This is a genomic window from Kitasatospora sp. NPDC101235, assembly GCF_044767505.1.
GTDB lineage: Bacteria > Actinomycetota > Actinomycetes > Streptomycetales > Streptomycetaceae > Kitasatospora.
The window spans coordinates 71,422-86,075 of record NZ_JBIWNZ010000004.1; the positions used below are offsets into that span (position 1 = coordinate 71,422).

12 protein-coding genes are annotated in these 14,654 nt (G+C 73.9%); 5 read left to right on the forward strand and 7 right to left on the reverse strand.

Translation table 11 applies throughout. The annotated features are described in order from the left end of the window. Nucleotides 1-7 precede the first annotated feature (7 nt). The 4 genes from ACIRRH_RS09075 to ACIRRH_RS09090 all read left to right on the forward strand — a co-directional run bounded on the left by ACIRRH_RS09075 (nt 8) and on the right by ACIRRH_RS09090 (nt 6,507). Nucleotides 8-1,180, forward strand: coding sequence for an acyl-CoA dehydrogenase family protein (locus ACIRRH_RS09075; RefSeq protein WP_403063881.1), 1,173 nt, complete (start codon nt 8-10; stop codon nt 1,178-1,180). Between the two features lie 367 nt (nt 1,181-1,547). Beyond that, nucleotides 1,548-3,146, forward strand: coding sequence for a 4-coumarate--CoA ligase family protein (locus tag ACIRRH_RS09080; RefSeq protein ID WP_403063884.1), 1,599 nt, complete (start codon nt 1,548-1,550; stop codon nt 3,144-3,146). Nucleotides 3,147-3,260: 114 nt separating this feature from the next. Next, nucleotides 3,261-3,881, forward strand: a complete 621-nt coding sequence (locus ACIRRH_RS09085; RefSeq protein WP_403063887.1) for a TetR/AcrR family transcriptional regulator — start codon at nt 3,261-3,263, stop codon at nt 3,879-3,881. Nucleotides 3,882-4,029: 148 nt separating this feature from the next. Then, a complete protein-coding gene (locus ACIRRH_RS09090) occupies nt 4,030-6,507 on the forward strand; it encodes a SpoIIE family protein phosphatase (protein ID WP_403063890.1) in 2,478 nt (825 codons plus the stop codon). A gap of 64 nt (nt 6,508-6,571) precedes the next feature. Here the strand turns inward: ACIRRH_RS09090 and ACIRRH_RS09095 are convergent, their stop codons facing one another. From ACIRRH_RS09095 to ACIRRH_RS09125, 7 genes are all read right to left on the reverse strand, one after another. After that, nucleotides 6,572-8,143, reverse strand: a complete 1,572-nt coding sequence (locus ACIRRH_RS09095; RefSeq protein WP_403063893.1) for an MFS transporter — start codon at nt 8,141-8,143, stop codon at nt 6,572-6,574. After that, nucleotides 8,140-8,751 (reverse strand): TetR/AcrR family transcriptional regulator, encoded by a 612-nt coding sequence (locus tag ACIRRH_RS09100; RefSeq protein ID WP_403063896.1) that lies wholly within the window; start codon nt 8,749-8,751, stop codon nt 8,140-8,142. The genes ACIRRH_RS09095 and ACIRRH_RS09100 overlap by 4 nt, the downstream gene beginning before the upstream one ends. A gap of 170 nt (nt 8,752-8,921) precedes the next feature. Next, a complete protein-coding gene (locus tag ACIRRH_RS09105) occupies nt 8,922-9,314 on the reverse strand; it encodes a cell division protein SepF (protein WP_224275864.1) in 393 nt (130 codons plus the stop codon). Between the two features lie 282 nt (nt 9,315-9,596). Next, nucleotides 9,597-10,112 (reverse strand): DinB family protein, encoded by a 516-nt coding sequence (locus ACIRRH_RS09110; RefSeq protein ID WP_403063899.1) that lies wholly within the window; start codon nt 10,110-10,112, stop codon nt 9,597-9,599. Between the two features lie 66 nt (nt 10,113-10,178). Continuing rightward, nucleotides 10,179-10,895: a TVP38/TMEM64 family protein gene (locus tag ACIRRH_RS09115; RefSeq protein WP_403063902.1), complete on the reverse strand. Its 717-nt coding sequence runs from the start codon at nt 10,893-10,895 to the stop codon at nt 10,179-10,181. Between the two features lie 190 nt (nt 10,896-11,085). Beyond that, nucleotides 11,086-11,856, reverse strand: coding sequence for a dienelactone hydrolase family protein (locus ACIRRH_RS09120; RefSeq protein ID WP_403063905.1), 771 nt, complete (start codon nt 11,854-11,856; stop codon nt 11,086-11,088). Between the two features lie 93 nt (nt 11,857-11,949). Then, nucleotides 11,950-13,194: an MFS transporter gene (locus ACIRRH_RS09125; protein ID WP_403063908.1), complete on the reverse strand. Its 1,245-nt coding sequence runs from the start codon at nt 13,192-13,194 to the stop codon at nt 11,950-11,952. 203 nt (nt 13,195-13,397) lie between these two features. Between ACIRRH_RS09125 and ACIRRH_RS09130 the strand changes: the two genes are divergently transcribed. After that, nucleotides 13,398-14,582, forward strand: a complete 1,185-nt coding sequence (locus ACIRRH_RS09130; protein WP_403063911.1) for an ROK family transcriptional regulator — start codon at nt 13,398-13,400, stop codon at nt 14,580-14,582. The last annotated feature ends 72 nt before the right edge of the window (nt 14,583-14,654 follow it).

Consider the following 14,654-nt stretch of genomic DNA (forward strand, 5'->3'; position numbering starts at 1 on the left):
GACCCGAATGTCCAGCATCGGCAGTCAGCTCCTGGAGACCCCCGAACGCCAGACCCTGCGCCGGGCCGTCGGCGACCTCGGCCGCCGCTACGGCTCCGCCTACTACCTCGCCAAGGCCCGGGCCGGCGAGCCCGCCGAGGAACTGTGGGCGGAGGCCGGCAAGGCCGGCTACCTCGGCGTCAACCTGCCCGCCGAGTACGGCGGCGGGGGCGGCGGCATCACCGACCTCGCCATCGTCCTGGAGGAACTCGGCACCGCCGGCTGCCCGCTGCTGCTGCTCATCGTCTCCCCGGCGATCTGCGGTACCGTGATCGCCCGCTACGGCACCGAGGAGCAGAAGCGCCGCTGGCTGCCCGGCCTGGCCGACGGCAGTCGCAAGATGGCCTTCGGCATCACCGAACCGGACGCCGGGTCCAACGCGCACCGGATCTCCACCGTCGCCCGCCGGGACGGTGACGACTGGGTGCTGACCGGCCGCAAGGTCTTCGTCTCCGGCATCGACCACGCCGACGCGGTGCTGTTCGTGGCCCGCACCGAGGACGCGCGCACCGGCAAGCTGAAGCCCTGCCTGTTCGTCGTCCCGCGCGAGACCCCCGGATTCGAGTACCGGGCGATCCCGATGGAGATCGTCGCCCCGGAGAAGCAGTTTCAGGTCTTCCTGGACGACGTCCGGCTGCCCGCCGACGCCCTGGTCGGCGACGAGAACGCGGGCCTGCTCCAGCTCTTCGCCGGCCTCAACCCCGAGCGCATCCTCACCGCCGCCTTCTCGCTCGGCCTCGCCCGCCAGGCCCTCGGCAAGGCGGTCGAGTACGCGAAGACCCGCACCGTCTGGTCCACCCCGATCGGAGCCCACCAGGGCCTGGCCCACCCGCTCGCCCAGTGCGCGGTGGAGATCGAGCTGGCCCGGCTGATGACCCAGAAGGCCGGGCTGCTCTACGACGCGGGCGAGGACCTCGCCGCCGGGGAGGCCGCCAACATGGCCAAGTACGCCGCCGGCGAGGCCGCCGCCCGTACGGTCGACCAGGCGGTGCAGACCCTCGGCGGCAACGGTCTGACCCAGGAGTACGGGCTGGGCGCGCTGCTGGCCGCCACCCGGGTCGGCCGGGTCGCCCCGGTCAGCCGCGAGATGGTGCTCAACTACGTGGCCCAGCACACCCTCGGTCTGCCCAAGTCGTACTGAGTGACCGAGCCGCACTCAGGTGAGTGAACGCCGTGGTGTCGTCCTGACATCCGGTGCGGCGGGTCGAGCCTGCCGCCGCAGGTGACCGGCCGCGGCCCGGCGCGGTCGGTGGCGCCGTGGACCGGCGCGTCCGGGAAGTCCCGCTTCGGGAACACCCGGACGGAGTCCACGGCGAGCACCGCCGTGCGCCGGTCCTCGCGGTGCTGTCAGGCGCTCCCCGGGACCGACCGCGCCACGCATGCTCCACCCCCGGTTCCCCACAATGGCCGAGCCAGGCCCCTGACTGTCCGTATGCTCCTGAACGCGCCCCGCACCGAATTGCGCACCGGTTTTGTTGCTGCGTCAACTTCCTTACTGGAGGCTCACCTTGGTGTTCCGAAGCGAGTTCCCCGACGTCCCCGTGGTCGACCTGCCGATCCACGAAGCGGTGCTCGGCGCCGCGGAGAGGCACGGCGACCGGCCGGCCCTGATCGACGGCCTCACCGGCGAGACCATCAGCTACGCCCAACTCGCCGCCGCCGTCGAGCGGGTGGCCGCCGGGCTGGCCGAGACAGGCGTGCGCCGCGGTGACGTCGTCGCCCTCTTCAGCCCCAACTCGACCACCTACCCGATGGCCTACTACGGCGCGACCAGGGCAGGCGCCACCGTCACCACGGTCTCCTCCTTCGCCACGCCCGTCGATCTGGCCGGCCAGCTGCGCGACAGCGGCGCCCGCTGGCTGGTCACCGTCTCCTCTTTCCTGCCGACCGCCCGTGCGGCTGCCGAACTGCTCGCCGAACAGGGCCGCCCGCTGGCCGAGATCGTCGTCCTGGACGGCGCCGAGGGCCACCGCTCGATCACCGACCTGCTGGCCGCCACCGGTCCCGCCCCCGAGGTCGCCATCGACCCCGGCGAGGACATCGCCGTGCTGCCGTACTCCAGCGGCACCACCGGCCTGCCCAAGGGCGTGATGCTCACCCACCGCTCGATCGCCACCAACCTCGCCCAGTGCGACGCCCTCTACCGCCCCGCCGAGGGCGAACGGGTGCTCGCCGTCCTGCCGTTCTTCCACATCTACGGACTGGCCGCGCTGCTCAACCAGCCGCTGCGCTGCGGCGCCACCGTGGTCGTGCTGCCCCGCTTCGACCTGGAGCAGTTCTGCCACGCGGTCCAGGAACACCGGGTGCAGGCGCTGGTGGTCGCCCCGCCGATCGCCCTCGCGCTGGCCCGGCACCCGATCGTGGAGCAGTACGACCTCTCCTCCGTCGAGTACCTGCTGTGCGCCGCCGCCCCACTGGACCACGAACTCGCCAACGCCTGCGCCCGTCGCCTGGGCCTGCCGCACCTGCTCCAGGGCTACGGCATGACCGAGCTCTCCCCGGTCACCCACGTCGTCTCCCCGCGCGAGGGCGACCCGCCGCCCGGCTCGGTCGGCCGGATGGTCCCCTCCACCGAGCTGCGGATCGCCGCCCTGGACGGCTCCGACGACGACCTCGGGCCCGGCGAGCGCGGCGAGCTGCTGATCCGCGGCCCGCAGGTGATGAAGGGCTACTTCGGCCGCCCCTCCGAGACCGCGGCGGTGGTCGACGCCGAGGGCTGGCTGCACACCGGCGACGTCGGCTTCGTGGACGAGCGCGGCTACCTGCACATCGTCGACCGGGTCAAGGAGCTGATCAAGTACAAGGGCTACCAGGTGGCCCCCGCGGAGCTGGAGGCCGTCCTGCTCGGCCACCCGCAGATCACCGACGCCGCCGTGATCGGGGTCCCGGACGCCGAGGGGACCGAGTGCCCCAAGGCCTTCGTGGTCCGTGCCCCGGGCAGCGGCCTCACCGCGGAGGAGGTCACCGGGTACGTCGCCGGACACGTCGCCCCGTACAAGAAGGTCCGCGCGGTGGAGTTCGTGGATGCCGTCCCCAAGTCCGCGGCCGGCAAGATCCTCCGCCGTGAACTGCGCGCCCGCGAGGCCGGGCGCGCCGCCGTCCGCTGACCGGCCGGGGCCCACCCCGGCGGCCGAAGACCGGCGCCCGTCTGTGAGGATCTTCCCGTCGCGCCCCGACGGGGACCCGCCGCGCCCCGACCGGAACAGGAACCGCCCGCCGCCATGACCAGCCACCCCGCCGCCCGCACCCCGCAGCAGGACCGCAGCCGAGCGACCAGGGCCCGGCTGCTCGCGGCGGCCGTGGACTGCCTGGCCGAGCTCGGCTGGCACGGCTCCACCGTCGCCGTCGTTGCCGAGCGGGCCGGGGTCTCCCGGGGCGCGGCCCAGCACCACTTCCCGACCCGCGAGGACCTCTTCACCGCGGCCGTCGAGCACGTCACCGCCGAGCGGCTGGCAGCCGTCCGCGCCCACGCGGACGAGCTGCCGACCGCCGGGCCGGACCGCACCCTGGCCGTGGTCGACATGATCGTGCGCCTCTACACCGGCCCGCTGTTCCGCGCCGCCCTGCACCTGTGGACCGCCGCCGCCACCGAGGAGGCGCTGCGCGAGCGGATCATCGCCCTGGAGGGCCATGTCGGACGGGAGGCCCACCGGGCCGCCGTGGAGTTCCTGGACGCCGACGAGAACCGCCCCGGGGTGCGCGAATCGGTGCAGGCCACGCTGGACCTCGCCCGCGGACTGGGCCTCGCCAACCTGCTCACCGACGACAGTCACCGACGTTCCGGAGTGATCCGGCAGTGGGCGGCCGTTCTGGAGAGTACGCTGCGGCCGGTACGCCCATGACGCCCGTACACCCGGAGCGGCCGGAAACCCCCTGACCAAGGGGTCGCCGGGCGGCCGATGTCCGTGCAGTCTGGAGAAGAACCCCGGCCGGCACGGACCGCGAGGCCCACCCGGCCGGGCACGAGCCGAACCGGGGTGCTGCCTGATCATGCACGGACACGAGTGGGACGCGACCGCCGCCGACCCGGCACCGGGCGATGCCGAGGCACGTCCCGAGGGCGCCCGCCCCGAAGGCCATCGGCTCGTCCCGCTCGCGACGGCGCTGCTCCAGGACGACGGACTGATCCTGCACTGGAGCGAGGACGCCGAGGCCCTGCTCGGCTATTCCGCCGAGGAGGCCGTCGGCAGCTACGCCGCCCAGCTGCTCACCGACGAGTCCGACCGCTCCGAGGTGCTCGGCCTCTTCCAGCGGATCATGGGCAGCAGCGGATGGTCCGGCGTCTTCCCGGTGCGCCACCGCGACGGCCACAAGGTCGACCTGGAGTTCCGCACCTACCCGATCGCCGGCCCGGCCGGCACCCTGCTGCTGCTCGCCACCGCCTCCGACACCCGCGCCCTGCACGCCGTCGAGGCCGACCTCGCGGTACTGGACGGCATCTTCGGCCGCTCGCCGATCGGTATGGCCGTCTACGACACCGAGCTGCGCTACATCCGGATCAACGAGGCGCTCGCCCGGATGAACGGGGTGCCGGTCGCCGCCCACCTCGGCCGCCGGATATCCGCGGTGCTGCCCGGCATCAACAGCACCGAGATCGAGCAGATCATGCGCCAGGTGCTGAAGACCGGCAAGCCCGTGGTGGACGCCCGCTCGCACGGCCGGGTCCCCGGCGATCCCAGGCGGGACCGTGCCTGGTCGGCCTCCTACTTCCGGCTGGCGGACTCCACCGGCCGGATCTTCGGGGTCTGTTCCTCGATCATCGACGTCACCGAGCGCTTCCAGGCCGAGGCCCGCGCCGCCCGTGCCCAGGAACGGCTCGCCACCATCGCCGAGGCGACCGCCCGGATCGGCACCACCCTCGACCTCCAGCGCACCGCCGAGGAACTGATCGAGGCCGTCGTCCCGAGGTTCGCCGACTTCGCCACCGTCGACCTGCTGGAGCCGGTGCTGCGCGGCGCCGAGCCCACCGTGATCCCCTCCGACCGGAACGTCACGCTGCGCGCCGTCGCCGTCGGGGAGTCCTACGAGACCGGCCTCGCGCACGCCGTGGACGTGGTCGGCGAGACCTCTGAGTACGCTCCCGACCGCAGCTACACCCAGTGCCTGCGCAGCGGGAAGCCGCTGCTGCGCGCCAACGTGGACGAGGACGTGCTGCGCGGACTGGTCTCCAGTGAGGACCGGGTGGCCCCCGGGATGGCGGCGGGCATCCACTCGTACCTGATGGTGCCGATCACCGCCCGGGGCATGGTGCTCGGCGGCTCCGAGTTCATCCGTATGCGCAACCCCGAGCCGTTCACCGCCGCCGACGTCGCCCTCGCCGAGGAACTGGTCGCCCGCACCGCGCTGGCGCTCGACAACGCCCGGCTCTACCGCCGCGAGCGGGAGACCGCGCTCACCCTCCAGCGCAGCCTGCTGCCGCAGGAGGTGCACCGCACCCTCGGCCTGGAGATCGCCTACCGCTACCTGCCCAGCAGCGTGGTCAGCGAGGTCGGCGGCGACTGGTTCGACGTGGTACCGCTGTCCTGCGGGCGGGTCGCCCTGGTGGTCGGCGACGTGATGGGCCACGGCATCCGGGCCGCCGCCACGATGGGCCAGCTGCGTACCGTCGCCCGAACCCTCGCCACCCTCGACATGCCGCCCGAGCAGGTCCTCACCCGACTGGACGAGACCGCCTCGGGAATCGGCGAGGGCCAGTTCGCCACCTGCATCTGTGCGGTGTACGACCCGCTGGAGCGCACCGTCCAGGTCGCCTCGGCCGGGCACCTGCCGCCGATCCGGGTCGCCCCCGACGGCACCGCCGCCAGGGTGGAGGTGCCGCCCGGGGTGCCGCTGGGCGTCGGCGGGGTGGCCTTCGAGTCGATCGCGTTCTCCATTCCCGAGGGCGGCATGGTCGCGCTCTACACCGACGGCCTGGTCGAGCGGCGCGGCCAGGACCTGGACGCCGGGATCGACCTGCTCGCCCGCACCCTGGCCGGCCCCGGCCGGACCCTGGAGGAGAGCTGCGACGCCGTCCTCGGGGCGCTGGTCACCGACGGCACCGAGGACGACATCGCGATGATCATGGCCCGGGTGCTGCCGCTGCCCGCCGACCGGATCGCCACCCTGCCGCTGTCCGGCGGAGGCAGGCTGCCCGGCAGGGCCCGCCGCTTCACCCGCGCCACCCTGGAGGCCTGGGGCCTGTCGGCGCTCACCGACTACGCGGAGCTGCTGGTCAGCGAGCTGGTCACGAACGCCCTGCTGCACGCGGACGCGCCGCGCAGGCTGCGGCTGTTCCGCGACCGGGTGCTCACCGTGGAGGTCTCCGACGCCGGGGGCCAGACCCCGCAGCTGCGCCCGTTCGCCGAGCAGGACGAGGGCGGGCGCGGCATGTTCCTGGTCAGCGAGCTGGCCCAGCGCTGGGGCACCCGGCTCACCCGGGACGGCAAGGTGGTCTGGGCCGAGCTGGAGCTGCCCTTCGGGACCGCCTAGAGAACCATCGTTCCGCAGACGGGAACGGCCGTTCCCGCGGGGGAACGGCCGTTCTCGTGCACCCTTACGCGTCGACCTTCGGTTGCGCGGCCGGCGCGTCGACCACGCCGTCTGCCGCGGCCGCCGGCTCGGCCTTCGGGTCGGACAGCCCTCGCAGCAGCCACCAGGCCATCACGGCCGCACCGACCAGCAGGACGGCGGCCAGCAGTCCGGCGTTGTTCATGCCGTGGACGAAGGCCTCCCGGGCGCTCGCCAGCAAGGGGTGGCCGAGCTCCGGCGGCAGGCCCTGCGCCGTCTCGACGGCCGCGCCCAGGGATTCGCCCGCCCGGGCGGCGGCCGCCGGGTCGGTCCCGGCCGGGACCGAGAGCCCGCTCGTGTAGATCGAGCCGACCACCGAGCCCACCAGCGCGATGCCGAGCGCGGTGCCCAGCTCGTACGCCGTCTCCGAGACCGCCGAGGCGGCGCCGGCCTTGTCGGCGGGCGCGGCGCTCAGCACCAGGCCCGCGCCGAGCGTGTAGACCACGCCCTCGGCCGTTCCGACCAGCAGGAAGGAGGCGGCCAGCAGCAGGTAGGCGGTGTCCTGGGCCAGCCAGCCGAGCACGCCCACGCCCAGACCCATCGCCAGCAGGCAGACCGTCAGCGTCTTGCGGGCGCCGAAGCGCCGGGCGATCAGGGCGGTCAGCAGGCCGCCGACCACCGAGCCTGCGAAGGCCGGCAGCTCCGCCAGACCCGCCTGGAGCGGCTGGTAGCCGCGGACCAGCTGGAGGTACTGCGAGACCACGAAGATCACGCCGGAGAGCCCGACCAGGGAGATCAGCGAGGCCGAGACGGCCGCCGTGAACCGCCGGTCGCGGAACAGCCGGACGTCGAGCAGCGGGGTCTCCAGCCGCAGCTGACGGCGGACGAAGACGAACAGCGCCGCGGCGCCCAGCACGAAGGCGGTCGGCACGTCCCAGCGGTCCGGGCCGTGCGCGGCGGCCTCCTTGATCGCGTACACCACGCCGATCACGCCGACCATCGACAGCAGCACGCTCAGCACGTCCCAGTGGCCCGGCTTCGGGTCCTTGGACTCCGGCAGCAGCCAGGCGCCGGACACCAGCAGCAGGATCAGCACCGGGATGTTCAGCAGGAACACCGAACCCCACCAGAAGTGCTCCAGCAGCACCCCGCCGACCACCGGTCCGAGGGCGGCGCCGGCGGTGGCGGCCGCGCCCCAGATGCCGATCGCGGTGGCCCGCTCCCGGTCGTCCGGGAAGAGACTGCGGATCAGCGACAGCGTGGAGGGCATGATCGTCGCCCCGGCCACGCCGAGCAGTGCGCGGGCCAGGATCAGCCAGCCGGGGCTCGGCGCGTAGGCGGCCAGCAGGGAGGCGGCGCCGAAGGCGGCGGACCCGGCCAGCAGCAGCTTCTTGCGGCCGATCCGGTCGCTCAGGGCGCCCATGCTGACCAGCAGGCCGGCCAGCACGAAGGAGTAGGAGTCGCCGATCCAGAGCAGCTGGGTGCCGCTGGGGCGCAGCGTCTCGCTGATCGACGGGATGGCGAGGGAGAGGACGGTCGCGTCGAGGGCGACCACGGTCACGGCCAGGACGAGGACGGCGAGGCCGGTCCAGCGCTGGCGGGCGGTCAGGGTGTTCATGGTTTATCGGTGTCCGGCCTGTGGTCGGAGGTGCTGTGGGCAGGGGGAACGGGGGTGTGGGTGTCCGGTCTGCGCAGCGCGCCGCCGAGGAACAGCTCGGCGAGCGAGAAGGCGGCGTCGCGCGGGGCGAGCCGACCGTCCTGGATGGACCAGCCGACGCCGGCCACCAGGTCGAAGAAGGCCTCGCTCAGCCAGGCGGCGCTCAGCTCGATGCGGAACGCGCCCTGCTGCTGGCCGCGCAGGAAGAGCGCGTGCAGCCGGGCGATCTGGACCTCCCAGAGGTCGTTGATGTCGTCGTGCTCGTAGAGCTGGTTCTCGCCGGCCAGGAAGGCGCAGAGCATGGCGTCCGGGACGGAGGCGTCCACCAGGCGGCGCAGTGCGGCCTCGGCGTCGCCCCGTTCGACCTCGGCGGTGTCCAGTGCGGCGGCGAACCGGCGCAGCCCGAGCAGACCGACCTCGCGGATCAGGGCGTCGCGCCCCGGGAAGAGCCGGTGCAGCGTGGCGCGGCTGATGCCGGCGGCGCGCGCGATCTCGTCCAGGTGGGCGGTCGGGCGGCGGGAGAGCACGCCGACGGCGGCTTCGAGGACGGCGTCGCGATCGGTGGCCATGGATCGAGCTTAGTTCATGTGAGACATCAATGTCTCATTCTGGTGTTCGAGCTCTCAAATGACGCTCGGGCTCTCAGTGCTCGGGCAGCAAAAAACCGGGGACGGTGGGTGTACCGTCCCCGGTCCTCGGGGTGTCGCGCTCCCGGCCACTGCGGGGCAGCGGCGGCGGCTCAGCTCTGGTTGTAGAAGCCGGTGTCGTCCATCGGGCGGTCGATCACCATGACCTCGACGTCGGCCGGGGTGAGCAGGAAGACCCTCCGGGCGATCCGCTCGATGCCGCCCCGGGTGCCGAAGATCAGCCCGGAGGCGAAGTCGACCATGCGCTTGGCCTCGGCCTCCTCCATCTCGGTGAGGTCCATGACCACCGGGATGCTCGCCCGGATGTGCTCACCGACCGTCCGGGCCGCCTCGAAGCCCGTCGGCCGCAGGGAGACGATCTTCGTGGGCGCGGGGGCGGCCGGTGCCGTCTCCTGCTCGACCCACTCGTCGTCGTACACCGCGGCCGGGTAGTTCCCCGAGGGCATCAGCCACCCGTTGTGGTGCTCGTCGCGAAGTGCTCCCATGCCGCGCCTCCCTGCCTCGTCCCGTCCTGGTCCCCCGGGGGCGCGTGCCGTTCTTGACACGTCATCCACTCGTCGGAACTGTCCGAGTATCGCACTGTTCACCGGTCCCGTGCCCGCTCGCAACCCCCGTACGAGTCGTGCCGCGCCGGAAACCCGGGCGAACCCGGGCACTCCCACTGACGCGGCGCAGCGCCGTACGGTTGCGCGCGTTGACCTTATCGGTCGCGGTCACGGCGTAATTGACCTTCTGTCAACAATGCGGAAACGATTTCACCCGCCGCGTCACTCGCCGGTCGCGCCGTCGACCGATTCGCGCAGAAGATCCGCGTGGCCGTTGTGTCGCGCGTACTCCTCGATCATGTGGGTGAGGATCCAGCGCAGCGTCACCGGCTCGCCGCGGCGCAGCTTCTTGCCGACGGTGTCCAGCGGCAGGCCGGCGGCGGCGCGACGGGCGGCCTCGACCTCGGCGTGCCAGGTGGCGAAGTCGGCCGCGACGTCGGCGGTGTCGATGTCGTCGAAGTCGCCGTCCTCGTTCTCCTTGGTCCAGAAGTGCCCGGCGGTGATCTCCTGGCCGAGCAGGACGGACCGGAACCAGTACTGCTCCACCTCGGCCATGTGCCGGACCAGGCCCAGCAGCGAGAGGTTCGACGGCGGGACGGAGCGCAGCCGCAGCTGGTCGTCGGTCAGGCCCTCGCACTTGAGCGCGAGCGTACTGCGGTGGTAGTCGAGGAAGGCGGTCAGGGTGACGGCCTCGTCGGCCGTCATCGGCGGGTCCACCCGCGGGTTCGGTTCGGTCATGCGCGCCATCCTGGCGCCCGGCGGCGAACCGGCGCGAACGATTTTGCTCCGGGCCCGTGGAGCGGTTCAGCCGGCCGTCGCCCGGCGGCGGGTCCGGGCCGTCCGCCAGAGGCCCACCACGCTGCCCAGCGCCAGCAGCGCGATCACCCCCGCCGACAGCAGGAAGGCCGCCGAGCCCGGTCGGCCCGCGCTGGCCGCCGCCGTGACGTACACCGCGGTGGTCGGTACCACGCCGATCGCGGTGGCCAGGACGAAGGGCAGGAAGCGGACCCCGGAGAAGGCCGCGCCGTAGTTGGCCGCCTGGAACGGCATGCCGGGCAGCAGTCGCAGCACCAGCACACTGCGGAAGCCCTGCTCGGTGAACCGCCGGTCCAGCGCCCCGAGCACCTTCCCGCGCAGGTGCGGGCGCAGCGCCTCGCGGCCGAGGCCCCGGCCGAGCACGAAGGCCAGGGCGGCGCCCACCGTGGTGCCGAGCACCGCCAGCAGCACGCCCTGCTGGATGCCGAGCAGCAGCCCGGCCGCCGCGTTCAGTGCCGGCCGGGGCACGAAGGCGAGCGTCCCCACCGCGTAGACCAGGGCGAACAGCGGGCCGAACCAGTACCCGGGCATCCGGTCCGCCAGCCCGCCGGACAGCAGCTCCGTCGGGCTCCACAGCAGCAGTGACCCGGCCGCCGCCGCGAGCACCGCCACCAGCAGCGCGAACCGCCACCACGGAGAACGTGGCGCGACGGTGGACGTCTGCGGTACGGCGGGCGGCACGGGAACGGCATCGGGCTCGAGCACCGCCCGAGCCTAACCGGTGCCCGAGCCCCGCCCACTGCCCGGGCCCGGTCGGGGAGTGGGCGTCGGCCCCACGGGCACCGCCCCCTGCGCCTTGCCCCGCCCGAGCCCCGCCCGAGCCCCGCCCGAGCCTCGTGCGAGTCCCCGCGCCCCCGGGGTCGACGGGCATCGGGCCGGCCTCCGGGAGCGGGGTTCACCTCGGTCGGGCGAGGAATCCCAGCAGGCGTTGCCACGAGTCCCGGGCCGCGTCGGCGTGGTCGACCGCGGCGAGCTCGAAGAAGTTGTGCGGTGCGCCCGGATAGCCGACGAACTCGTGGGGGCAGCCGGCCGCGGTGAGTGCCGCGTCGAAGGCCGCGACGGTGTCGGCCGGGATGTGCTCGTCGGCGCCGCCCCAGAAGGCGAGGATCGGGGCGGTCAGCTCCCCGGCCAGCTGCGTGGGCCCCGGGGCGCCGTTGATGGCGTCGGGGTAGCCGTAGTAGCCGACCGCGCCGGCCAGGCCGAAGCGCGGGGCGGCGGTGCGGAAGGCCTGCCGGCCGCCGAAGCAGAAGCCGAGCGCGACCACCTCGTCGGGCCCGTCGGCGCGCAGCCGTTCCAGTGCGGCGGTGATGTCGGCGTCCAGGCCCTCGGGGGTGAGCGCGAGGAGGTGGGGAAGCAGGTTCGGCAGTTCGCCGAATTCTGCCGGGCGTTTTTCCGGGGAGGCTCCGGCGGTGCGGCCGTAATAGTCGAGGACGAGGGCCGGGTGGCCCTGTTCGGCGAGCCGGGCGGCGGTCTGCCGGTAGAACGGGGACAGGCCCTTGTTGTCCGGCAGGAGGAGCACGCCCGGTCCGGTGGCGACCTCCGGGCGGGCCAGGAAGGCGCCGAACCGGGTGCCGTCGGCCGAGGTCAGGGTGAGGGGGGAGGCCTCGGCCGGCGGCCACAGGGCGGGGCTGAAGGCGGGCGGGGCGGCGTCCGGGTCGTAGCACACGGGGAATCCCTCTCGCGGAGCGCGAAAACCGCCGGGCGCGGTCGCGCCCGGCGGTTCGAGACTTTAGCGGGGAATTCCCTCGGGAATTCAGCATCATATCGTGGAGAGATCTTTTCCGGAAGGCTTTTCCGGTGACGTTGCGGTCACGTTTTCGCCGCCGGAATTCCGTTCGGTCAGCCGCAGCGCCCCGGCGCTCAGCAGCAGGGCGAAGGCGAGTGCGGTGACCAGTCCGAAGGAGACGGTCAGCGAGGTGGCCTGGGCGAGGGCGCCGATGACCGCGGGTGCGATCAGTCCGGACGTGTAGGTGACGGTGGCGACGCCCGCGATGGCCTGGCTGGGGTTGGTGCCGATCCGGCCGGCCGCGGCGAAGGCGAGCGGGACGATCACCGCGATGCCGACGCCGATGAGGGCGAATCCGGGGATGGCCAGTGCCGGGCTGTCGGCGGCGACCACCAGCAGGCCGCCGACGGTGGCGACGGCGCCGCCGATGCGGGTGGTGCGGACGGCACCGAGGCGGCGGATCGCCGCGTCCCCGGCGAGCCGGCTGACCGCCATGGTGAGCGAGAAGGCGGTGTACGAGGCGGCGGCGACGGTGGCCGAGGCGCCGGTGACGTCCCGCAGGTAGACGCCGCTCCAGTCCATCGAGGCGCCCTCGGCGAAGACCGCGCAGAAGCCGACCAGCCCGATCACCAGCGAGCTGCGCGGCGGCAATGCGAACCGCGGCGGCTCCTCCGCGCCCTCGTGCGCCCGGATGTCGGGCAGGCCGCGGCAGACGGGCTGGGCGAGCGCGAGCAGGACAAGCGCGGTGACGGCCAGCTGGAGCCGGGCGTCGAGGTCCAGGTGGGCGGCGAGGATGCCGAATGCGGAGGCCAGCAGGCCGCCCGCGCTCCACATCCCGTGCAGGCCGGACATGATCGAGCGGCCGAGCCGCTCCTCGATCTCCACGCCCTGGGCGTTCATCGCGACGTCCGCCATCCCGGCCGTGGCGCCGTACACCAGCAGTGCCGCGCACAGCACCGGCAGCGAGGGGGCGAGCGCGGGCAGGGCGAGGGCCAGGCACCAGAGCGAGATCAGCCCGCGCACCGCGGCCCGGCCGCCGTAGCGGTGCACGAAGCGGCCGGCCAGCGGCATGGCGAGGGAGGAGCCGATGGCGGGCATGACCAGGGCCAGGCCGAGCTGGCCGGCGGAGAGGTGGAGGCGGTCCTGGATCCACGGGATGCGGGTGACGAAGCTGCCGCTGACGGCCCCGTGCACGCAGAAGACCAGGGCGATGCTCGCCCGGGCCCGGCGCGGTGCGGTCAGCGGCTCCGGCGGTGGTGGTGCGGTGGTTCCGCTCATGGGGTGTTCCCTCCCCGTCGCGCGGTGTGGGCGCGACGTGCCCTGTGGGTGGCCCTGTCGGCAGTCAAGCAGCATGTGGTGCGTCCGGCCCGCGCGGCGGGGACGGCCGTCCGGCGGCCGGGCCGACCGGCTGGTCGTCCGGACGGTTCGATAAATTATCAGGAAGGGACCCTGATAGAAACACTCTGGAAGGATGAGCTGCCATGACCACCGCGCGTACGGCCACGCCGAGCACCGCCCGGGCGATCAACGACCGGCTGGCGCTCAACCTCCTGCTCGAACAGGGCCCCCTGACCGCGACCGAGCTGCGCGACCTCACCGGCCTGTCCCGGCCGACCGTCGCCGACCTGCTCGAACGCCTCCAGCGCACCGGCCTGGTGGCTGTCGTCGGCGAGCGCGGCGAACAGCGGCGCGGCCCCAACGCCCGGCTCTACGCACTGGTCGCCTCCCGGGCCCACCTCGCCGCCTTCGACGTCCGCTCCGGCGGCGTCAGCCTGGTCGTCGCCGACCTGGCCGGGCGCAGCCTCGCCGTCGCCGAGGTCCCGGTCGAGGGCGACGGCGGGCCGGACACCGCCGGGGCGATCGTGGCCACCCTGCTGGAGGCCGCGCGCGGCGCCGGCGTCGAGCGGCTGCACACCGTCGCGGTCGGCGCCCCCGGGCTGGTCGACCCGGCCACCGGGAGGCTGCAGAGCACCGGCAAGCTCCCCGGCTGGCACGCCGAACTCCTCGCCGCGCTGCGGCAGCTGCCCGGCACCGAGGTGATCCTGGAGAACGAGGTGAACCTGGCCGGGCGGGCCGAGTACCGGGTCGGTGCCGCGCGCGACCGCGACACCTTCGTGCTGCTCTGGCTGGGCCACAGCGTCGGCGCCGCCGTGATCCTGGACGGGCGGCTGCGCCGGGGCTTCTCCGGCGGCACCGGCGAGATCTGCTTCCTGCCCGTCCCCGGCACCGTCGGCCTGCCCAGCGCAGACAGCTGCGAGGGCGGATTCCACGGCCTGGTCGGCAGCGCCGCGATCTGCGCGCTGGCCCGCGCCCACGGGCTGCCTGCCGACCCGGCGGGGGACGCCGCCGCTGCCGAGGCCGCCGTACGGGCCGCCCTGGCGGCCGGCGCGGCGGGCGAGGCCTTCCTGGACGAACTGGCCGAGCGGATCGCGATCGGCGCGGCGGGCGTCTGCGTGGTGCTGGACCCCGGCTGCGTGGTGCTCGGCGGCGAGATCGGCCGGGCCGGCGGGCCCGGGCTGGCCGGCCGGGTCGAGCGGCGGCTGGCCCGGCTGTCCCCGTTGAGCACCGAGGTGCGGGCCGGCACGGCGGGCGGTGGCGCGGTGCTCGCCGGGGCGGTGCTCACCGCCGGGGACGCGGTGCGGCGCGACCTCTTCGGCGAGCCGTAGCGGCGGCGGGCCGTGGCGGCAGCCCTCGGGTCCTCACCCGGGCCGTTGGTACGGCAGGATGGCGCAAGGGGG